Source organism: Shewanella gaetbuli, from assembly GCF_023284065.1.
GTDB classification, from domain to species: domain Bacteria; phylum Pseudomonadota; class Gammaproteobacteria; order Enterobacterales; family Shewanellaceae; genus Shewanella; species Shewanella gaetbuli.
On sequence record NZ_JAKIKP010000008.1, the window covers coordinates 80,921 to 102,140 of the forward strand.

The 21,220-nt window shown below is 40.3% G+C and carries 20 protein-coding genes; 19 read left to right on the forward strand and 1 reads right to left on the reverse strand.

From position 1 onward, the window contains the following. Positions 1-20 precede the first annotated feature (20 nt). The gene (locus L2672_RS11675; protein WP_248996030.1) at positions 21-767 is read right to left on the reverse strand and encodes an SDR family NAD(P)-dependent oxidoreductase; all 747 of its coding nucleotides are present in this window, start codon (positions 765-767) and stop codon (positions 21-23) included. A 159-nt stretch (positions 768-926) separates the two neighbouring features. Here L2672_RS11675 and L2672_RS11680 point away from each other — a divergent pair, with 159 nt between their 5' ends. The 19 genes from L2672_RS11680 to L2672_RS11770 all read left to right on the forward strand — a co-directional run bounded on the left by L2672_RS11680 (position 927) and on the right by L2672_RS11770 (position 21,115). After that, positions 927-1,313: a YbaY family lipoprotein gene (locus L2672_RS11680; protein WP_248996112.1), complete on the forward strand. Its 387-nt coding sequence runs from the start codon at positions 927-929 to the stop codon at positions 1,311-1,313. A 36-nt stretch (positions 1,314-1,349) separates the two neighbouring features. After that, positions 1,350-2,294, forward strand: a complete 945-nt coding sequence (metA, locus tag L2672_RS11685; RefSeq protein WP_248996031.1) for a homoserine O-acetyltransferase MetA — start codon at positions 1,350-1,352, stop codon at positions 2,292-2,294. A gap of 310 nt (positions 2,295-2,604) precedes the next feature. Continuing rightward, positions 2,605-3,810: an acetyl-CoA C-acyltransferase gene (locus L2672_RS11690; RefSeq protein WP_248996032.1), complete on the forward strand. Its 1,206-nt coding sequence runs from the start codon at positions 2,605-2,607 to the stop codon at positions 3,808-3,810. 133 nt (positions 3,811-3,943) lie between these two features. Continuing rightward, the gene (locus tag L2672_RS11695; protein ID WP_248996033.1) at positions 3,944-5,437 is read left to right on the forward strand and encodes a CoA-acylating methylmalonate-semialdehyde dehydrogenase; all 1,494 of its coding nucleotides are present in this window, start codon (positions 3,944-3,946) and stop codon (positions 5,435-5,437) included. A gap of 173 nt (positions 5,438-5,610) precedes the next feature. Then, positions 5,611-6,768: an acyl-CoA dehydrogenase family protein gene (locus tag L2672_RS11700; RefSeq protein WP_248996034.1), complete on the forward strand. Its 1,158-nt coding sequence runs from the start codon at positions 5,611-5,613 to the stop codon at positions 6,766-6,768. 54 nt (positions 6,769-6,822) lie between these two features. Continuing rightward, the gene (locus tag L2672_RS11705) at positions 6,823-7,602 is read left to right on the forward strand and encodes an enoyl-CoA hydratase (RefSeq protein ID WP_248996035.1); all 780 of its coding nucleotides are present in this window, start codon (positions 6,823-6,825) and stop codon (positions 7,600-7,602) included. Further along, entirely contained in the window at positions 7,602-8,717 is a 1,116-nt protein-coding gene (locus L2672_RS11710) for an enoyl-CoA hydratase/isomerase family protein (protein WP_248996036.1), read from the forward strand. Before L2672_RS11705 ends, L2672_RS11710 begins: the two co-directional genes overlap by 1 nt. Before the next feature lie 12 nt (positions 8,718-8,729). Next, positions 8,730-9,635, forward strand: coding sequence for a 3-hydroxyisobutyrate dehydrogenase (mmsB, locus tag L2672_RS11715; protein ID WP_248996037.1), 906 nt, complete (start codon positions 8,730-8,732; stop codon positions 9,633-9,635). 10 nt (positions 9,636-9,645) lie between these two features. Then, positions 9,646-10,404: an SDR family oxidoreductase gene (locus L2672_RS11720; protein ID WP_248996038.1), complete on the forward strand. Its 759-nt coding sequence runs from the start codon at positions 9,646-9,648 to the stop codon at positions 10,402-10,404. A 157-nt stretch (positions 10,405-10,561) separates the two neighbouring features. Then, positions 10,562-10,768, forward strand: coding sequence for a hypothetical protein (locus L2672_RS11725; protein WP_248996113.1), 207 nt, complete (start codon positions 10,562-10,564; stop codon positions 10,766-10,768). 4 nt (positions 10,769-10,772) lie between these two features. Then, positions 10,773-11,768 carry a DMT family transporter gene (locus tag L2672_RS11730; RefSeq protein ID WP_248996039.1) on the forward strand — a complete coding sequence of 332 codons (996 nt, stop codon included), beginning with the start codon at positions 10,773-10,775 and terminating at the stop codon, positions 11,766-11,768. A gap of 77 nt (positions 11,769-11,845) precedes the next feature. Further along, positions 11,846-12,754: a M14 family metallopeptidase gene (locus L2672_RS11735; RefSeq protein ID WP_248996040.1), complete on the forward strand. Its 909-nt coding sequence runs from the start codon at positions 11,846-11,848 to the stop codon at positions 12,752-12,754. A gap of 236 nt (positions 12,755-12,990) precedes the next feature. Continuing rightward, the gene (locus tag L2672_RS11740) at positions 12,991-14,583 is read left to right on the forward strand and encodes an ABC-F family ATPase (RefSeq protein WP_248996041.1); all 1,593 of its coding nucleotides are present in this window, start codon (positions 12,991-12,993) and stop codon (positions 14,581-14,583) included. Positions 14,584-14,719: 136 nt separating this feature from the next. After that, complete coding sequence (locus L2672_RS11745) at positions 14,720-15,085, forward strand: hypothetical protein (RefSeq protein WP_248996042.1); 366 nt, start codon at positions 14,720-14,722, stop codon at positions 15,083-15,085. A 23-nt stretch (positions 15,086-15,108) separates the two neighbouring features. Continuing rightward, complete coding sequence (locus L2672_RS11750; protein WP_248996043.1) at positions 15,109-15,927, forward strand: alpha/beta fold hydrolase; 819 nt, start codon at positions 15,109-15,111, stop codon at positions 15,925-15,927. A 158-nt stretch (positions 15,928-16,085) separates the two neighbouring features. Then, positions 16,086-18,083: a methyl-accepting chemotaxis protein gene (locus L2672_RS11755; protein WP_248996044.1), complete on the forward strand. Its 1,998-nt coding sequence runs from the start codon at positions 16,086-16,088 to the stop codon at positions 18,081-18,083. Between the two features lie 69 nt (positions 18,084-18,152). Further along, positions 18,153-18,929, forward strand: a complete 777-nt coding sequence (locus tag L2672_RS11760) for a class I SAM-dependent methyltransferase (RefSeq protein ID WP_248996045.1) — start codon at positions 18,153-18,155, stop codon at positions 18,927-18,929. Between the two features lie 882 nt (positions 18,930-19,811). Beyond that, complete coding sequence (locus tag L2672_RS11765; protein ID WP_248996046.1) at positions 19,812-20,354, forward strand: fimbrial protein; 543 nt, start codon at positions 19,812-19,814, stop codon at positions 20,352-20,354. Between the two features lie 62 nt (positions 20,355-20,416). Then, positions 20,417-21,115: a fimbrial biogenesis chaperone gene (locus tag L2672_RS11770; RefSeq protein ID WP_248996047.1), complete on the forward strand. Its 699-nt coding sequence runs from the start codon at positions 20,417-20,419 to the stop codon at positions 21,113-21,115. Positions 21,116-21,220 lie beyond the last annotated feature (105 nt).

Here is a 21,220-nt window from a genome sequence, read left to right on the forward strand (position 1 = left end):
AAACTTGCCATGGGGCGACGTTAGTGCTTTTTCTTTTTCGCTTTCCAGTGGCGAGTGTTATAAATATATTCTGGCAGCATGCGGTTTATCCAGGCAACTAAACGCCAACGTTTAGTGACATATACTCGGCGTTTACCTTTTTTCAGTGCAGTTAATATTTGTTTAGCAACCTTATCTAACGGCGGTAAAAGGAAACGACTTTGTTGTAAGGCGGCTTTATCGAGTAAACCTAACTGAATATCACTAATGGTGATAGGCAATTTTAATCTTTGAGCGTGCATGCTCAGGCCTTCAAAGTAGTTTGCCGCAAAGGCTTTTGATGCATGGTAAGCCATGCTGGGGCCACCACGTTGGCCTGCAATAGAGTTTATTGCTGCAAGTTGGCCATATCCTTGCTCGACCATCAATTTGAATACGCAATTACAAATGGCGGCAAACCCTGTGACATTTACATCAATAATTCCTTGCTCTAGCTTCCACGGTAAGCTGGCGTCGTAACCATTCATACCGGTATTAACGATGACCAAATGAGCGCCTTCTTCTTTATTCCATGCTTCACTAATTTGGTTAATAAGTGCTTGAGAGTCAAAAATGGATAACGGTAATATTTGGGTTGATGTTGGTAAACTTTTAGCAAACTCATCCATGGCTGCAGGTTCGGGTACAAATAACAGTAATTTTACGTTTTGAGCTGCAAGTTGGCGGGCAATTTCTTTACTCAACTGAGAGCTTGCGCCAATAATCATAGCTGTGGCAATGGTTGTCATGGGTGGTGTTCATATTAGTTGGTCTTAAATTGTCACTCATGATAGAAACAACTATTAGAGATAACAAGTACGAAAACTTTTCAACTTCAGATGTATAGACTTCTAGATGTCTTTATGTATGATGGTAAGCTACTTTGTGTGATGGGGTAATTGAAGGTGATGAAGCAAATTTTATCTGTAGCAACAATGGTTATCGGCTTATCGGCTTGTCAGTCGAGCGTTGAAACCGTGTCAGTTTCTGGTGAAGTTATTTATAAACAGCGAATTGCGTTACCTGCTAATTCTGTGATCAATATCCAATTGCAAGATGTGTCATTACAAGATGTAAAGGCTGTGGTGTTAGCGGAGTATGAACTCAGTCCTGTGTCTTCGGTTACTCCTTTTGAATTTGTTTTACCAAAGTCTGATTTTGTTGACGGCCATCGCTATTCAATCAGGGCAAAAATTTCGGTAGATAACAGTCTCAAATTTATTAATACCCAATCATATCCAGTTGATATTAGTCAATCTAAGCCCATTACTGTGGTCGTTGATGCTGTCAACTAAGTCGTTTTTATTGTTTTTTAAGAAAAGGTGAGAAGTATGCCTGTTCGAATTCCTGATAATTTACCTGCAGCGGGTATTTTAGAGTCTGAAAATATTTTTGTTATGTCTGAAACTCGCGCTGCGAATCAAGATATTCGCCCCATGCGAGTGCTGATTTTAAATTTGATGCCGAACAAAATTGAAACCGAAACACAGCTGCTTCGGCTATTAGGCAATACGCCTTTACAAGTGGATGTCGACTTACTGCGGATTCATGATAAAGAGTCGAAACATACATCCGTTGACCACATGAACACGTTTTATCGAGACTTTGAAGACGTTCGCCATAATAATTATGATGGGTTAATTATTACTGGCGCCCCATTAGGGCAGCTAGATTTTGAAGATGTGGTGTACTGGGAGCATATCAAAGAAATTATTGATTGGTCACAGCAGCATGTAACCTCGGTATTGTTTTTATGCTGGGCGGCTCATGCAGGTTTATTTCATTTATATGGTATTGAAAGAGGTTTGCTGCCACAAAAGCGCTCAGGGGTATTTAATCATAGCCGAGTGAGTGAGCCTCATCCGTTATTACGTGGTTTCGACGATGAATTTTTTGCGCCACATTCTCGATTTGCTGAAATTAATATCGAAGATTTACATCAACATCCAGCGGTCGATGTACTAGCACACTCAGATGAAGCCGGTGCTTATATTGTGTTAAGTAAAGATAATCGAAACTTATTTGTAATGGGGCATCCTGAATATCAAAAGCCAACATTGCATGATGAGTATCAACGAGACTTAGGCCAGGGTCTTGAGCCTAATATTCCGGTTAATTATTATCGTGATAATGACCCCACCAAAGATCCTATCGCTCGTTGGCATGGCCACGGCAGCCTGTTAGTGAGTAACTGGTTAAATTATTATGTTTATCAGTTAACGCCTTACGACTTGTCTGATATGAGTCAAATGACGCCATGGGAAAGCCGAAAGTAATCTAATCCATTTAGGTCATTAAAGTCGCCACTGACATCATGATTTTATGCCAGTGGCGTAGTGACTTGAGCCTTTTTATATCATCTATTAACACTCCATAGCTTAGATACACTCCTAACTGTTCTTCTACTTTTTTAGTTCGACTCCTTGCTACTTCTAAAGCCGATTTTATTGCAAGTGTAAATCTTCACTGACAATTATCACAAAAAACTTGTGTCACTTAGCTTGACTAGCTCTTGCTTTACGTTCGCGTAAACGTCAAAGTGTAGAAATGTATTGACCGTTAAATCAAATTTATTTCGGAGTCGTTATGAGTTCATCGCAAGTTGAAACAGGCCATCAGGCACAAGATATTGTCATTGTTAGTGCTAAACGCACCCCTATGGGAGGCTTCCAAGGCTCATTATCAACTGTTCCATCTCCAGTGTTAGCTGCCACAGCGATTAAAGCTATGCTAACCGAGTCCAACATTTCAGCTGCCACTATTGATGAAGTATTAATGGGATGCGTATTGCCTGCGGGGTTAGGCCAAGCACCTGCTCGTCAAGCAGCATTAGGTGCGGGATTACCGTTAAATGTTGGCGCAACTACGGTCAATAAAGTGTGTGGTTCAGGTATGAAAACCGTCATGCTTGCTCATGATTTAATTAAAGCAGGCAGTGCAGACGTTGTGGTTGCGGGTGGTATGGAAAGCATGAGCCAAGCACCGTACTTATTAGACAAAGCGCGTGGCGGCATGCGCATGGGCCATGGCAAAGTCCTTGACCATATGTTTTTAGATGGCCTTGAAGATGCCTACACCGGCGGCGCAATGGGAACATTTGCCCAAAAAACCGCTGATGAATATGGCCTAACCCGCGAGCAAATGGATAACTTTGCCCTAAGTTCTCTAGAAAAATCTAACAAGGCTATTAATTCTGGGGCATTTAATGCCGAAATCGCCGTCGTTACGGTAAGTGATCGTCGAGGCGACAAGATTGTTGATACCGATGAACAACCCGGTAATGCGCGTCCAGATAAAATCCCTAGCTTGCGTCCTGCATTTGCTAAAGACGGCACTATTACTGCTGCAAACTCAAGTTCAATTTCAGATGGTGCCGCAGTATTAATGCTGATGACACGCGAAAAAGCCGCCAACTTAGGTTTACCCGTGTTAGCCACTATTAAAGGCCACACAACTCATGCACAAGAGCCTGCTTTATTCACTACTGCGCCTGTTGGAGCAATGAATAAGTTATTTGGCCAAGTCAATTGGAGCAAGGATGACGTTGATTTATTTGAAATTAACGAAGCTTTCGCCATGGTCACGATGTTAGCGGTTTCTGAGCTGGGGCTAGATAACGCCAAAGTGAATGTTAACGGCGGCGCATGTGCCCTAGGCCATCCAATTGGTTGTTCAGGCGCACGTTTATTAGTGACGTTAATTCATGCACTTAAAGCGCGCGGCTTAAAGCGGGGTGTTGCTTCATTATGTATTGGTGGTGGCGAAGCGACTGCTATGGCAATTGAAGTTTAATGGCTCAATTGTAAGTTAAATTCAACAAGACATGGGTTTATACATATACAGCGCAATGAGTACAAAAAACGACTCAAAACAACAATTAAAGCGCGCGGTTAACCCGAACAAAACCCTTTAAAGGACGAAAAAGATGACCACTCAAGTTAAGCACTACATTAATGGCGAGTTTACCGTGGGCCAAGGGACACATAATATTGATGTGACTAACCCGATTAACAATAGCGTGATTGCCAAAATTAATGCCGCGACGCCTGGCGAAGTTGAACAAGCTATTCACAGTGCAAAGGAAGCTTTTAAAACTTGGAAAGAAGTGCCTGTTTCTGAGCGTGCTCGGGTAATGCTGCGTTATCAGCATTTACTAAAAGAACATCACGATGAAATTGCCACCATACTGGCACAAGAAACCGGTAAAACCTTTGAAGATGCCAAAGGCGATGTGTGGCGTGGTATTGAAGTAGCAGAACACGCTTGTAATGTGGCATCTTTATTAATGGGTGAAACGGTTGAAAATGTTGCTCGTAACATTGATACCTACAGTTACACTCAACCTTTAGGTGTATGTGCGGGTATTACCCCGTTTAACTTCCCCGCGATGATCCCATTATGGATGTTCCCACTGGCTATTGCATGTGGTAACACTTTCATTTTAAAACCCTCAGAACAAGATCCAATGACACCACAGCGTTTGGTGGAATTATTTGAACAAGCCGGCGCCCCTAAAGGGGTATTACAACTTATTCATGGGGATAAAACCGCCGTTGATATCTTGTTACAAGACCCAGCCATTAAAGCGATTTCTTTTGTGGGTTCCGTAGGTGTTGGTCAATATATCTATAAAACCGGTACTGATAATCTTAAACGTGTACAAGCTTTTGCTGGGGCTAAAAACCACTGTGTCATTATGCCTGATGCTAATAAGCAGCAAGTTATTAATAACCTTGTTGGTGCCTCTGTCGGTGCAGCAGGTCAACGATGCATGGCTATTTCTGTTGCGGTATTTGTGGGTAAAGCAAAAGAGTGGATTCCTGAATTAAAAGAGGCGTTAGCAAAAGTGCGTCCAGGCTTATGGAATGACGAAAATGCTGCCTATGGCCCAGTTATTAGCCCAGCAGCTAAAGCCAGAGTGTTGTCGCTCATTGAACAAGGTAAGCAAGAAGGAGCTGAATGCTTGTTAGACGGCAGTGACTTTACCGTTGAAGGTTACGAATCAGGCAACTGGGTTGGCCCAACTATGTTTACTAAAGTCACCACAGACATGAGTATTTATAAAGAAGAGATCTTTGGCCCTGTTCTGTGTTGTATGGAAGCTGAAAACTTAGATGATGCTATTGAACTGGTGAATAACAGCCCTTACGGCAACGGCACCTCAATCTTTACCGCTTCTGGCGGCGCAGCACGTAAATACCAACATGAAATTGAAGTGGGTCAAGTGGGGATTAACGTACCTATCCCTGTGCCATTACCTTTCTTCTCATTCACGGGTTGGAAAGGCAGTTTTTATGGTGATCAACATGCTTATGGTAAGCAGGCGGTACGTTTTTATACCGAAACCAAAACTATTACCTCTCGCTGGTTTGATACCGATGCCGTTTCAGGACCTAACATGAGTATTAACCTCAAATAGTGTTTGTTCGGGACACGTTTACCCACAATATTGGTTATTGTGTCCCGTTCAATGTTGCTGAAATACTCAATTTATAGCAATAAACCTAAATAACAAGACCTACAGTAAGCGTACTCCGCTTGCCTCAAAAAGTGACCCCAAGAGTCACAGCATAATAAAAATTAGGAGTTACCATGGACTTTAATTTAAATGAAGATCAACGTCAGTTTGCCGATTTAGCCAAACAATTTGCCAACGATGAACTTGCACCGTTTGCTGCCAAATGGGATGAAGAGCATCATTTTCCAAAAGATGTCATTCAAAGAGCGGGTGAGTTAGGTTTTTGTTCATTATATTCTCCCGAATCAGAAGGTGGCATGGGCTTGTCACGCCTTGATGCCTCAATTATTTTTGAAGAGCTTTCATATGGTTGTACCGCCACAACAGCCATGTTGACGATTCATAATATGGCCACTTGGATGGTGACGACATGGGGAACTGAGACGCTACGTCAGCAATGGTCTGAAAGTTTAACCACCGGTAGCCAGTTAGCTTCGTATTGTTTAACTGAACCGGGAGCAGGTAGTGACGCTGCTTCGTTGCAAACTAAAGCGGTTCGCGATGGTGACCATTACGTGATTAATGGTTCAAAAATGTTTATTTCAGGCGCGGGTGAAACCGAGCTGTTAGTGGTAATGTGCCGTACAGGTGAAGCTGGCGCGAAAGGCATTTCAGCCATTGCTATTCCAGCAGATGCCGACGGCGTAACCTATGGTAAAGCTGAAGACAAAATGGGCTGGAATGCGCAGCCGACTCGATTAATTAGTTTTGAAAATGTTCGTGTTCCAGTTGAAAATTTATTAGGTGAAGAAGGCCAAGGTTTTACCTTTGCCATGAAAGGCCTAGATGGCGGCAGAATCAATATTGCTACCTGTTCAATTGGCACAGCGCAATCAGCGTTAGACCGTGCTACTCAATACATGAATGAGCGGAAACAGTTTGGTAAACCGTTAGCGGCATTCCAAGCCTTACAATTTAAATTAGCGGATATGGCCACTGAACTTGTAGCGGCAAGACAAATGGTACGCTTAGCGGCATTTAAATTAGATACCCAAGACCCAGAGGCCACCGCGTACTGTGCTATGGCAAAACGTTTTGCTACTGATATTGGTTTTCAAGTTTGTGATGCGGCACTGCAAATTCATGGCGGTTACGGTTATATCCGTGAATATCCATTAGAGCGTCATTTCAGAGATGTGCGTGTTCATCAAATTCTTGAAGGCACCAACGAAATTATGCGGTTAATTATTGCCCGTCGACTATTAGATGACAACGCGCATCCGATTCGATGATCCGATTCGATGATCCGATTCGAGAATTACTGCTAAATTTTAAAAGGACCTCTCATGACAAATGACGCTATTTTAGTCAGTATTGAGCAACACACGGCAATTTTAACCCTGAATAATCCGCCGGCAAATATTTGGACAGCGCACAGTTTGAATTTATTAAAACAAACCGTGTTAACCCTTAATGATAATAAAGATATTTATGCGCTAATTATTACCGGACAAGGAGAGAAGTTTTTCTCTGCTGGGGCAGACTTAAAACTGTTTGCCGATGGTGATAAAGCCAATGCTGCCACAATGGCGAAAGCCTTTGGTGATGCTTTTGAAACCCTAAGCCAATTTAGAGGCGTGTCTATTGCGGCCATCAATGGTTATGCCATGGGTGGGGGATTAGAAGTGGCGCTAGCGTGTGATATTCGTATTGCTGAACAACAAGCGCAAATGGCGTTACCAGAAGCAACAGTTGGCTTATTACCTTGTGCTGGTGGTACGCAAAACCTAACCGCTTTGGTTGGCGAAGGTTGGGCAAAACGGATGATTTTGTGTGGTGAACGCCTAAAAGCTGAACAGGCTGAAAAAATTGGTTTAGTAGAAGAGGTGGTTGCACAGGGGCAAAGTTTAGTAAAAGCCCGCGAGTTAGCTGCGAATGTGGCTAAGCAATCGCCCAGTAGTGTGAGTGTGTGTAAAACCTTAATTCAGGCGGGGCGACAACAGCCTCGCAATCATGCGCTGCCTTTAGAGCGTGAGTTATTTATTGGATTATTTGATACAGAAGATCAGGCTGAGGGGGTTAACGCCTTCTTAGAAAAACGTTCACCAAATTGGAAGAATGGCTAATGACTCAAGATGTAATTTTTCAAACCTTAGGCACCTTGTCTGGTAAATCTATAGGCGTGGTCACCTTAAATATTGAGAAGGCGTTAAACGCGCTTAATTTAGACATGGTGAAAGCCATGACTGAGCAATTATTAGCTTGGCAGCAGGACGATAGTATTGCCTGCGTAGTGCTAGATGGCGCAGGCGAAAAAGCATTTTGTGCTGGTGGCGATGTTAGAGCGATTTATCATGCCTCTGTTGCTATGCCAAATCAAATGACGCAAGCGGCATGTGACTTCTTTACACTAGAATATCAACTCGATTACTTGTTACATCAATATGGCAAACCCGTGCTGGTATGGGGTGACGGTATTGTGATGGGCGGCGGCTTAGGACTGATGGCAGCAGGTAGCCACCGCGTTGTTACTGAACGAAGCCGAATAGCAATGCCAGAAATCAGCATTGGCTTATACCCTGATGTTGGTGGCAGTTACTTTTTAAACCGTATGCCGGGTAAAACGGGGTTATTTTTGGGCTTAACGGCTTACAATATGAATGCTGCAGATGCATTGTATACCGCTATTGGTAATCACTTTTTGGCAAGTGATGAAAAAGAGCCTTTATTTGACGCTCTGGCTGATGTGCAATGGAATGATGATAAAAACCACAATCATCAATCATTAACTCAGCTACTGATTCGCTTACAAGACAATACATCTGCCAAGCTGCCAGAGAGTCCATTGGAACAATTCCAGCCACAAATTGATTTATTAATGGCAGGGGAAATTGAAGATGTCCATCATCAACTCTCCAGTTTATCCACTGAACTACCTTGGTTACAGCGTGCACAAAAAACGGCTATGTCAGGAAGCCCTTTAAGTTGGTTTTTAGTGTTTGCTCAATCGCAGCTAGATCAAGAGATGAGCTTAGCTGATTGTTTTAAATGGGAACTTGGTATTAGTGTTAACTGTTGTTCTCATGGTGATTTTTGTGAAGGAGTTAGGGCATTACTGATTGATAAAGACCGCACTCCTCAATGGCGCTTTGCCACTGCCGAAGAGGTGACTGAAGAAGCCGTTGTGAAGCTATTAACATCACCTTGGTTACCTGAAGAGCATCCATTAAATCATTTATAAAAGGAATTGATTATGACAACAGTAGCCTTTATTGGATTAGGAAATATGGGTGGCCCAATGGCCGCAAATTTAATTAAAGCGGGCATGACTGTCACGGTATTTGATTTAAACCCAGCTGCGGTACAAACTTTAACAGCACAAGGCGCATTAAGTGCAAAAACCGCTTGTGGCGCTGCGGCCTCAGCCGATGTTGTCATCAGCATGTTGCCAGCGGGAAAACATGTACAAAGCTTATATTTAGGCTCTGAACAAGGCACGGGTTTATTAGATGTTGTTAGCCAAAATACCTTGCTTATTGATTGCTCAACCATTGACGCTGCAACTGCACAGTTGGTAGGCCAACAAGCAGCCGTTAAAGGAATTAGCTTTATGGATGCGCCTGTTTCAGGTGGTACAGCAGGCGCGGCAGCAGGCACATTAACCTTTATTTGTGGAGGCTCTCAAGATGCTTACTCACAAGCACAAACCGTATTAAAGGTGATGGGGGCGAATATCTTCCATGCGGGTGACGTTGGTGCGGGTCAAATAGCTAAAATATGTAATAACATGCTGTTGTCGGTATTAATGGTGGGCACCAGTGAGTCACTGCAATTAGGCATTGATAATGGTTTAGATCCCAAAGTGTTGTCTGATATCATGAAGGTCAGTAGCGGTGGTAATTGGACACTAGAGAAATACAATCCATGTCCTGATGTGATGGAAAATGTTCCGTCGTCTAATCAATATCAAGGTGGCTTTATGGTCGACCTGATGGTGAAAGATTTGGGCTTATCTCAACAAACGGCAATGGCGTCAAACTCAAGTACGCCAATGGGCGCGTTAGCCAGAAGTTTATATGTAAATCATGCCAGACAAGGCCATGGCAAACTTGATTTTTCGAGTATCTTTGAACAGTTTGCCAATCAAAACAAAAAGTAAGGATCCATTCATGGAATTAAAAGACAAAGTAGTTGTTATCACTGGTGGTGCAGGTGGTTTAGGTTTGGCAATGGCTCATGATTTTGCTGCCCAAGGTGCAAAATTAGCATTAATTGACGTTGACCAAACAAAACTAGAGCAAGCTTGTGCTGACTTAGGCGCATCAACAGAAGTTCAAGGCTATGCCTTAGATATTACCGATGAAGAAGATGTGGTAGCGGGCTTTAATTTCATACGTGAAGACTTTGGTCATATTAATGTATTAGTTAATAACGCAGGTATTTTGCGTGATGGCTTAATGGTTAAAGCTAAAGAAGGTAAGGTCACTGATCGTATGTCATACGAGCAATTTCAGTCGGTGATTAACGTTAACTTAACGGGTACATTTTTATGTGGTCGTGAAGCCGCAGCAGTTATGATTGAAACAAATCAGCCAGGGGTGATTATTAATATTTCTAGCTTGGCTAAAGCGGGCAATATGGGGCAATCAAACTACTCTGCCTCTAAAGCTGGTGTGGCGGCAATGGCTGTCGGTTGGGCTAAAGAGTTAGCGCGCTATAATATTCGCGCAGCAGCAGTTGCTCCGGGAGTTATAGCAACAGAAATGACTGCTGCTATGAAACCTGAAGCATTAGAACGCCTTGAAAAAATGGTACCAGTAGGACGTTTAGGTGAAGCTCAAGAGATTGCATCAACGGTTCGCTTTATTATTGAAAATGATTATGTAAATGGTCGTGTTTTTGAAATTGATGGCGGTATTCGTTTATAAACGGTTATTCGTTTATTAAAATAACAATGTTATCATGTATAAAAAAGCCGAGCTCTGCTCGGTTTTTTGTTAAAAAAATTAACCAAAAGTTCAACATAATTATTATAAAGGACAAATTTTGAATACTTCAAAACTTGAACTGTGGGTCAAAAAACTCATGTTAGCGGTGGGTATCATGGGCGTTTTGGTCATGTATGGTGGTTTTTTGTATTTGTTCTTTAGCGGTCGCTCTACCGCAGCATTACCTTGGTTCTTTTTAATATCACCTTGGATATGTATTTATTTTGGCCTGTCACAAAAACAACAAATTGCCACCATCAACTGGTTTATACAAAAATTTAGTTTCAAGAAAGCTCAGAAGTAACATCGTGAACAACCAAGCTTTTGTGTCGGTTATACAGCCTTATAAAACCTTACTGTTAACCAGTATAGCGTTAGTTGCTTTTGCGGCTAACTCTGTTTTATGTCGAATGGCATTATCCGGCGGGCTTAATAGTGCCATTGACGCTAACAGTTTTACCTTTATTAGGTTACTTACCGGCGCAATAACTTTAGGCATTTTGCATTGGATTTTTTATCGCCCTCAACCAACTTTAGCCACTCAGTTAGCAGAACCACACAATCAATCGTCTTCAGTTAAGCCATCTTTTGTTAGTCGTGTGTATCAATATTTATCCGCATTGATGTTATTAATGTATGCGTGGTTTTTTTCAGTGGGTTATCTGTTTCTTGATACAGGGACAGGCGCATTAATACTATTTGGCGCGGTGCAAGTCACCATGATTATGTGTGCAATCTTGCAAGGGCATAAGCCTACCTTGATTGAAATGAGTGGTATTTTTTTGGCATTTATGGGCTTAGCTTATCTTATTTGGCCAAGTTTAACTGAGCCGACATTTTCTGGTTTTATACTTATGTCACTAAGCGGAGTTGCATGGGGCATGTATTCGGTATTAGGCAAACACCGTGCTGCGCAGCCATTAAATTCAAGCAGTGTGTTGACGACTAATTTTATTCACTTTGGTCGTGCAGTAGTGGGGATGCTGGTGGTAATGGTTATTTTGTACCTATACCCGTTAATTTATCAACAGGCAGAATTTATTGAGCTGCGCATTAGCCAACAAGGTATTTGGCTAGCGGCAATGTCAGGTATTTTTGCTTCAGGCTTAGGTTATGCCATATGGTATGCAGCATTGACTGGCTTACAGGCCACGCAAGCGGCAAGTGTGCAGTTGTCTGTTCCCTTGTTAGCAGCAGTGGGCGGACTGATATTTATGCAAGAACAAATAACCCTTCATTTATTGATGAGTGGCAGCATCATACTGGCAGGTATTGCTATAGTGATACTGTTTAAACCTAAATAGCCTAATATAAGCAAATATTTTCAAAACAATTAATAAACAACAACTTATTAAAAACTAGCGTTAAAAGGTTAAAAATAATGACACATTTTCCAATAGGCACTCCTGGTAAACCTTGGGGCGATCAAGAAAAACAAGCATGGTTAGCCCAGGTAACCATTAAACGCAGTTACCAAGATGAAGTGGTGAGTAAATTATTGCCATTAGCAGCAGAGTTTGAACAAATTCAATATGGTGCTTTAGATTATGATGTTGAAAAGTATCCACTATTTGCCTTTAAAACTAAAAATTGGCATCCAGAAAAGAAAACCGTATTAATTACTGGTGGGGTGCATGGATATGAAACCAGCGGTGTTCATGGCGCTATTCAATTTTTAGCAACCAAAGCCAAAACTTATAGTGAGCAGTTTAATATTGCCGTATTACCTTGTATAAGCCCTTGGGGATACGAAACAATTAATCGTTGGAACCCTTATGCAGTAGATCCTAACCGTTCTTTTTATGCCAACAGCCCAGCTAACGAGTCTGCTGCTGCAATGGCATTTGTAGCAACATTAGGTGACATATTTGTTCATATCGACTTGCACGAAACCACAGATACAGACGAGTTAGAATTTAGACCAGCTTTAAGTGCCCGTGATGGTAAAGACTATGAAAAAGGTGTTATTCCTGATGGTTTTTACTTGGTTGGCGACAGTGACAATCCGACTCCTGAATTTCAAAAAGCGATTATTGATTCAGTAGCAAAGGTTACCCATATTGCACCAGATGACGATGGTCAATTAATCGGTGTTGATATTGCACAGTTTGGTGTGATTAATTACCCAACAAAAAAATTGGGCTTGTGTGCAGGCATGACCAATAATCAATTTAATACGACCACAGAGGTTTATCCTGATTCGCCTCTGGTCACCACCCAAGAATGTAATGATGCACAAGTTGCTGCAATAACGGGTGGATTAGATTACATCATTAAGCAGTTATCATAAGCTCGATATAATCAGCCTACGGCACATTTTTGTGCCGTTGTACTGAGTTTAGCCGCTTGAAACGAGTTTATTAACGGGTTTAGTTGCTAACTAGGCCGAAAAAAACTAAACTATCGCGCTTGATTTTTGCTTAGTTTTTGTCCTTTTTGTTGTGATAGTCAATATGCTGTCATAACTATGCAAAGCTAGTCTTTTAGATTACGACAACTGTACACAACCCGATTTGGAATTTCATTTTGATTACAACAGCTAACATTACAATGCAGTTTGGCGCTAAGCCGCTGTTTGAAAACATCTCTGTTAAATTTGGTGGCGGAAATCGCTACGGTTTAATTGGCGCAAATGGTTGTGGTAAATCAACCTTTATGAAAATTCTTGCCGGTGATCTTGAGCCATCAAGCGGTAACGTTTCTTTAGATGTCAACGAGCGCATGGGTAAATTGAATCAGGATCAATTTGCTTATGAAGAGTTCTCAGTGGTTGACACCGTTATTATGGGGCACCGTGAATTATGGGAAGTAAAGAAAGAGCGCGATAGAATTTATTCTTTACCTGAAATGAGTGAAGAAGACGGCATTAAAGTTGCTGAATTAGAAATGGAATTTGCCGAGATGGACGGTTATACCGCAGAATCTCGAGCTGGTGATTTATTGCTGGGTGTTGGCATTGGTACAGAGCAGCACTTTGGCTTAATGAGCGAAATTGCCCCAGGTTTTAAATTACGTGTCTTGTTGGCGCAAGCATTGTTTTCTGATCCAGATTTACTATTACTTGACGAACCAACCAACAACTTGGACATCGACACCATTCGTTGGTTACAAGATATGTTGAACCAACGTAATAGCACCATGATTATCATTTCGCATGATAGATACTTCTTAAACTCAGTTTGTACTCACATGGCCGACTTAGACTACGGTGAACTTCGCGTTTATCCGGGTAACTATGACGAGTATATGATGGCTGCTCAGCAAGCTCGTGAACGTTTACAGTCTGATAATGCGAAGAAGAAAGCTCAAATTGCTGAACTTCAAACCTTCGTAGCGCGTTTCTCTGCCAACGCCTCTAAAGCGAAGCAAGCAACATCACGTGCTAAGCAAATTGATAAAATTAAGCTTGATGAAATTAAAGCGTCAAGTCGCGTGAATCCATTTATCCGCTTTGAACAAGAAAAGAAATTGTTCCGTAATGCTTTAGTGGTTGAAAACTTAGCCAAAGGCTATGACCACCCATTATTTAGCAAGTTAGATTTAATGGTTGAAGTCGGTGAACGCATTGCTATTTTAGGTGAAAACGGTATTGGTAAAACCACGCTGTTACGTACCTTAGTACATGATATCCCTCAGGATGAAGGTACAATTCAGTGGTCTGAAAACTCTAATATTGGTTATTACGCACAGGATCATGAAGCTGACTTTGCTAATGACATGACATTATTTGAGTGGATGAGCCAATGGCGTAAAGAAAATGATGACGACCAAGCCGTTCGTGGTATTTTAGGCCGGATGCTATTTGGTTCAGACGATATTAAAAAGTCTGTTAAAGTTCTGTCTGGTGGTGAAAAAGGCCGTATGTACTTTGGTAAATTAATTATGCAAAAGCCAAACATTTTGCTACTTGATGAACCAACTAACCACATGGATATGGAATCTATTGAGTCACTAAACAATGCATTAGAACTTTATGAAGGTACGCTAATGTTTGTTTCTCATGATCGTGCGTTTGTCTCTTCGTTGGCGACACGTATTATTGAAATTACCGCTAACGGTGTTAATGACTTTAAAGGCACTTACGACGAGTTCTTGGCAAGTAAAGGTATTGAAGGGTAATCTATTCAACCAAGTAGTCTTCAACCAAGCTTTCTTAAACCAAGAAGATTGAACAACAAAGCCCTGAACGAAAGTTCGGGGCTTTTTAGTTTTAGGGCTGTAAACTCAAATCACATCTGATTATAAAGAGAAAAATATGAGCATAACCAATGAGCAATTCACCAAAGCATTAAATCAACTTCATTGCCGCAGTAATTTTAATATTAACAATGTTCGCGAGTACATGTTGCCTGAGTTGAAAGAGCCGATTTATTTACACAATGAAACCAAAGCACCGCTATTAATAATTAGGCCTGCATTTGAGGTTTTTTCCAGCGAATTAGCTACTATTAATGGTGTGCATGCTAAATATGATTATCACCATAATGCACAAATGACCCGATTTCCCAAACGCCAATATAAAGGCTTGTCAGAGTCACATTATGGATTAGCATTTAGTTTTGATGACGAGCAAGCAGTCGCCCTTTTTGTGCAGCGTTTAGTTGAAATTGTTAAAGGATAACCCAGTTTGAAAAGGGGTGAAGGATGTCGCAGCCATTTGATATTAATAATATAAATTATTCGCAGACAGGTAATGGCCCTGCAATGATTTGGTCTCATGGCTTATTAGCCTGTATGCAAAGCGAAGATGCGTTAGGCATTTTTGCCTGGCATCGCTTTCCTAAATCCATGTCACTACTACGTTTTGACGCTAAAGGGCACGGACTTACCACCGCATCGCCTAGTAAGTTGGATTATTTATGGCCAAACTTGGCTGAAGAACTTCATCATTTACAGCAGCATTGTTTTAACGAAGATAAAGTGGTCTTAGGCGGTCAGTCTATGGGGGCTGCCAGTAGTTTGTATGCTGCTTTAGCTTACCCCGAATCAATAAAAGGGTTAGTGATTATGAACCCTCCTGTAGCGTGGCAATTACGTGCATCTAAACAAGATTATTATCGCAAAGTTGCAAAAGCCGCAAAGCTGTTGGGCGGTAAAGGATTGGCGAAAATAAATGCTAAACACATTGACCGAATGCTCCCTAGTTGGCTGTTACAGGCTCACATGCACAGTGTACTGGGGATGTTAGATGGCTTAAAAAATATGAAGCGTCAAACCTTAGAGCAACTCTTTCTAGCAGCGTCTGAAAATGATTTACCAGATAGGGAAAAACTAAACAGTATTAATGTTCCATGTTTGATATTAGCTTGGGATGATGATGAGGCACATCCGCTAAGTGTGGCAAAAACACTGGCGAAGGCATTACCTCAAGCCAAATTACATGTTGCGAATAATATGGCCGACTTAGACGAATGGCCTCATTTAATTAGCTCATTTTGTCAGACAGTTCACAATTTTGAATAGTGTTGACCGTTAGATAGTATAAATGAAGAAAAAATGATTTTTTCCTCAGGAAATTGCCACATTTGCCGACTAATATATTAAACAACGTAAATTGCGATTAAGGCAACAATAACAGGCCTTTCCCGCTCCCAGGCAAAAGCGATAAATTAAGGAATGATATGATTTGGCAATGGATTGGTAACTTAAAAATTTCAAAAAAGTTGGCATTGTTAGCGATTCCCCCTCTATTAACTTCAATAGTATATGGTGGAATGTTTGTTCATAATAAATATCAGATTCAACAGCAGCTTTCACTTATTATATCGCTAACGGACTTGGCTATTACCAATGGCGCGTTTGTACATGAGTTACAAAAAGAGCGTGGTATGAGTGCGGGATTTATAGGTTCCCAAGGCCAAGCATTTAAATCTGCTTTACCACAACAACGCCTTCAAACTGACATTAAGCTCAAGGTATTTCAAAAGGTTGTTGAAGATAACCAATTACCGCAAGCTTTCGCCTCTACCTTAAATCAAGTGAACCAAAGTTTCAGGCAATTGGAAAACATACGATCTTCAGTTGATAATTTAGCGATAACTGTTGCTGATGAAGTTAAATACTACACCCAAATCAATACTTTATTACTTTCTATGGTTGATGATGCCGCTAGTGAAACATCTAATAGTGAAGTGGCTTTAGCATTAGCTTCTTTCGGAGCATTCTTACAAGCGAAAGAAAGAGCGGGTATTGAAAGGGCTGTGTTAAGTTCTACTTTTGGTCAACAAGGCTTTAAAGCTGGAGCGTATAAAAAGTTTGTCACGTTAGTTGCCGAGCAAAATAGCTATACAGAGCGCTTTTTAGCATTAGCGCAATCTGAGGAAGTGAGTCTTTACGAGCAGGCTCAGCGTTCAGATGCTTTTGCTAAGGTCGAACAATTACGTTCGATTGCTTTTGCGCAAGATGTTGGCGCTATTGCGGCCCAAAACCCTGAGCAATGGTTTAAAATGTCCACTGATAGAATTGGGGTTTTAACCAATCTTGAGCAGCAATTGTCGACAAGCTTGAAAAAGAATGTGCAAGATAAGCTAACTCAAGCGACCACTCATAAATATACGGCTTTAGGGATATTGTTACTGGCTTTAGCATTAGTCGCTTACATTACATGGTCGATTTTAAAATACTTAAACACCAGTTTAAGAAATGTGGAACGGTCAATCACTCATGCAGGATCAAATTTTGACTTAACGACGCGGATTGAATTACAGACGTCAGATGAGCTTGGGCAGTTGGCTAAATCGTTTAATACTATGATGGATGAATTTGAAACGATTGTTTCTCAAGTTAGAGGTAATATTTCAACACTTGTTCAAGCAGTAGAGTCAATGGATGGCTTTACCCAATCAATGCAGTCAGATGTTGATAGAGGTAGCGCAGAAGCAGAGCAAGTAGCTTCCGCTATGACACAAATGAGTGCAACAGTGACGCAAATTGCTGCTAATGCTATTCAAGCATCTGAAGCTTCTGCTCAAGCTAATGCAGAAGCTAAAACAGGCAATAGTGATGTGAGTAAAACGAGTATTGCAATTAAGTCATTGGCAAGTGAGATTGGCGCAGCTGCTGTGTCGATTAATACCTTAGACAAAGATGTTCGTGATATTGTCGCGTTATTAGATGTCATTAGTTCTATTGCTGAGCAAACCAATTTATTAGCATTAAATGCGGCGATTGAAGCAGCAAGAGCTGGTGAGCAAGGGAGAGGTTTTGCTGTAGTTGCTGATGAAGTGAGAACACTTGCGCAACGTTCTCAACAATCGACAGAAGATATTAAACTAATGACAGATAAGCTGAAAGCGGGTGCAGCCAGTGCCGTAAAAGCAATGGAAAGAGGACAGTTACAAGCACAGCAAAGTGTTGAAGAGGCTGTTCATGCAGGTGAAGAGCTAGATAACATTGTGAGTCATGTTAGCGTGATTGACAGCATGAATGAGCAAATTGCCACTTCAACCCATGAACAATCTGCAGTTGCTGAAGAGGTTAACCGCAATGCTCTGCAAATTAGTGAGATTTATCAAAATACTCAAAGTGTCGCGCAGCAAATTTCAGCATTGAATGAAAAACTTCTAACTGACGCTCATAAAATGTCTAGTATTGTAAGTAAATTTACCCTTTCGAACTAAATTATACTAACAACTTGGCCGAGCATAGCTCGGCTTTTTTATGCAAAGTGATATTAAAATGGAACCCCAATGGATTATTTAGAGCTCAATAAAGCCGCTTGGAATCAACGAACTCAAATTCATATTCACTCTAAGTTTTATGATGTTGCTGGGTTTGTTTCTGGTCAATCATCGTTAACTGAAATTGAACTTGGGGAACTTCCTCCATTACAAAACAAACGCTTATTACATTTACAGTGTCACTTTGGGTTAGATACATTGTCTTTGGCGAGAATGGGGGCAATAGTAACTGGGGTCGATTTGTCAGATGCTGCAATAGAAAAAGCTAATGAGCTATCTAAAGAGTTAGCGATTGAAGCTGATTTCGTTTGTCAGGATATTTTGGCGTTTGGACAAACAGTCCAATCTCAATTTGATGTGGTATTCACTTCATTTGGCGTGTTGTGTTGGTTACCAGATTTATCTGCATGGGCTAACACGATTGCGAATAGCTTAGTATCAGGAGGGCAGTTCTATATTGCTGAATTTCATCCCTTTGCAGATGTGATACAAGGCTATAGCTACTTTCATTCAATACAGCCTGATATTGAAAAAGAAGGAACTTATACCGAAAACTGCTCAGGTGATTTGCAAACGGTAGTGACATGGCCACACACCTTGAGTGATGCCATTAACGCATTAATTAAAGCTGGTCTAATTATTACATCAGTGAATGAATATGATTTTAGTCCCTATAATTGTTTTAAGGGGTTAAAGAGGAATAAGACAAACCCCAATAGATTCCAGCTGCTTTATCATAATAAGCCTTTGCCGCTCGTGTATTCAATTTGTGCAGTCAAAGAGTGATATTAGTTAAAAGTGTTTTGCTTTAATGAAGTTAAAGTTATTCTCTTTGCACTTGATAACTAATTAGCACTTTAGTCTAGTTAACCATAGTAATAATTAAGCTTTTATATCGATTTATCTTCAATAACGCTGTCCTGAAAAAGACTTGGTATATTTAAACGGACGTAAAGTGAGTAAAGATCCAGTTTTCATTCACTTTACTTGTAAATTTTTAACCGGTAGGGACGCTATAAGTGACAGACAACCAAAAAAGAACTTATAAATTGACTGCTTTGAGCATTATAATGCTCTTTAAAAGAGAGAAATAGATATGTTGGCCAGTTAAAAAATACTTAATTTTCGAACATTTGATTCTTTTTCATGTATTTTTCAATGTTATTTCAAATTTTTTAGAAAGTTATTTTGAAAGCTGCTTTTGTGTTTTAAAATTCCGGGGCGCACTTATGGTTATTAAAATCAAATACTTACAGGGGTTATTAAAAGTTAATTAAGGCTAATAACAATAATTAAATGGTCTTTAATAAAAATTATATTTTATCACTTCATTAATCACTGGCTGATGTTCATTATTTGACTCGCAAAACGATTACTTTAAAAATATTGAAAGAGTCGTTATGCAACATAAATAACTATACAACTAACTTATAATTACGTATTGATTTGGCAACTTGGTTGAAAACCAGGGCTCTAACAGCTTTAAGTAATTAGTTGTTAATAAAGTGTAGTTTTAAATTTTAAGTTTTTAATTTATTAATAAGTAGCTGATATCTGATAGTGAGTTTTATTTTTATGACTTCTGTTAACCGGAAGCACAAAAATACGGCCATAATCAACGCAAAAATTATTGAAGTTACTAAAGATTATCCTTTGGGAGATATACATATGATTAAGCAAGCTTTAAATAACAAAACTTTCGCAACTGTTTCTACTGCAGCAGTTTTACTTTCATCATTATTTTCAGCTTCAGCATCTGCAGCTGATGGTACTGTAACTTTTAACGGTATTATCACTGACCAAACTTGTACTGTGTCAGCTACTTCTACTGCATTAACAGTAGACTTAGGTACTGTTGGTAGTGCTGCACTTGCGGCTGTAGGTGATCGTGTGGGTGGTAAAACATTCAGCATTGAACTATCTGCTTGTCCTGCTTCTGTGACAGCTGCTGGTGCACGTTTTGTTGGTAACCCTGATGCCGCGACTCCTGCATTATTAGCGACTACAGGTACAGCCACTGGTGTTGGTGTTCGTATTACTAATGCTGCATCAGGTAGTGATGTTGTTATTGGTAGTGACTCTGAATATACACCTTTAAATGGTGCTACAGATGTAACACTTAACTTCATTGCTGAATATGAAGCAACAGCTGTACCTGTAACTGCTGGTACTGCCGATTCAACTGCTGATTTCTCAGTAATTTATCAATAAATCATAATCTTACTAGTTTGTTTCTAGAATATATTTGATTTAGTGATATAAGGAGCTCGAGTTTGAAATACTTTATTTTTTTATTGTGCTTAGCAACAAGTATAGTGTCATTAGCGATTCACGCCAAAGAAGAAGGCGGTTTCTCTTTGTCTTCAACGCGGATGGTTGTGGATTTAAATAAAAAGGATAACAGTGTTTTGAGCTTGAGCAACACCAGCGACAAGGATTTTCTGGTACAAAGTTGGATTGAAGATCTCAAAGGGGACTCTGTAATTTGGGAAGAATTTATTATTGTTCCTGAGGTCTTTGTTGTGAAAGCTAATTCATCAGCGCAAATTAAAGTGCAATATATTGGTGATAAACACAGTTTGTCGGGTCGAGAGAATGTGTATTACTTAAGTGTTAAAAACATTCCTAAACGTAAAAAAGATAGTGATAAAAACGCGCTATTAATTTCTACCAGACAGCAAATAAAATTATTTTTACGACCAGAAGGTGTTGAGCAAAAGTCTGAGTTAAGTTTAGATGGTATTGACGTGAAGTATCAGGGTGAAAACCAGTCGTTACTATTAACTAATAATAACTTAGTGAGCTTGAACTTTCGTAAAATCATTTATAACAATATTGATTACCATGATAAATCAATCATTTTACCTGGTGAGTCGATATCTGTTCCAGCTGATAATTATAATCAAGAAGTATCTATTGAGGTAATTAATGATTATGGTTCAGTTAAAACAATAGTAATGCCGGTTAATTAACTAATTTAACGCCCTTGTGTGTTGTGTTTACTTTCACCACCATTAATTTTAATGGTGGTGAGTAACAACTTTAACTACCACATTTAATTATTTAGTCGTTAATTT

Excerpts from the sequence above, each read along its gene's own strand:
- L2672_RS11725 (WP_248996113.1), top strand. The coding sequence starts at position 10,562 with ATGTTAGCGGTGGGTATCATGGGCGTTTTGGTCATGTATGGTGGTTTT.
- L2672_RS11760 (WP_248996045.1), top strand. The coding sequence starts at position 18,153 with ATGGATTATTTAGAGCTCAATAAAGCCGCTTGGAATCAACGAACTCAA.
- L2672_RS11720 (WP_248996038.1), top strand. The coding sequence starts at position 9,646 with ATGGAATTAAAAGACAAAGTAGTTGTTATCACTGGTGGTGCAGGTGGT.
- metA (WP_248996031.1), top strand. The coding sequence starts at position 1,350 with ATGCCTGTTCGAATTCCTGATAATTTACCTGCAGCGGGTATTTTAGAG.
- L2672_RS11680 (WP_248996112.1), top strand. The coding sequence starts at position 927 with ATGAAGCAAATTTTATCTGTAGCAACAATGGTTATCGGCTTATCGGCT.
- L2672_RS11745 (WP_248996042.1), top strand. The coding sequence starts at position 14,720 with ATGAGCATAACCAATGAGCAATTCACCAAAGCATTAAATCAACTTCAT.
- L2672_RS11755 (WP_248996044.1), top strand. The coding sequence starts at position 16,086 with ATGATTTGGCAATGGATTGGTAACTTAAAAATTTCAAAAAAGTTGGCA.
- L2672_RS11705 (WP_248996035.1), top strand. The coding sequence starts at position 6,823 with ATGACAAATGACGCTATTTTAGTCAGTATTGAGCAACACACGGCAATT.
- L2672_RS11765 (WP_248996046.1), top strand. The coding sequence starts at position 19,812 with ATGATTAAGCAAGCTTTAAATAACAAAACTTTCGCAACTGTTTCTACT.
- L2672_RS11675 (WP_248996030.1), bottom strand. The coding sequence starts at position 767 with ATGACAACCATTGCCACAGCTATGATTATTGGCGCAAGCTCTCAGTTG.
- L2672_RS11695 (WP_248996033.1), top strand. The coding sequence starts at position 3,944 with ATGACCACTCAAGTTAAGCACTACATTAATGGCGAGTTTACCGTGGGC.
- L2672_RS11750 (WP_248996043.1), top strand. The coding sequence starts at position 15,109 with ATGTCGCAGCCATTTGATATTAATAATATAAATTATTCGCAGACAGGT.
- L2672_RS11700 (WP_248996034.1), top strand. The coding sequence starts at position 5,611 with ATGGACTTTAATTTAAATGAAGATCAACGTCAGTTTGCCGATTTAGCC.
- L2672_RS11735 (WP_248996040.1), top strand. The coding sequence starts at position 11,846 with ATGACACATTTTCCAATAGGCACTCCTGGTAAACCTTGGGGCGATCAA.
- mmsB (WP_248996037.1), top strand. The coding sequence starts at position 8,730 with ATGACAACAGTAGCCTTTATTGGATTAGGAAATATGGGTGGCCCAATG.
- L2672_RS11690 (WP_248996032.1), top strand. The coding sequence starts at position 2,605 with ATGAGTTCATCGCAAGTTGAAACAGGCCATCAGGCACAAGATATTGTC.
- L2672_RS11710 (WP_248996036.1), top strand. The coding sequence starts at position 7,602 with ATGACTCAAGATGTAATTTTTCAAACCTTAGGCACCTTGTCTGGTAAA.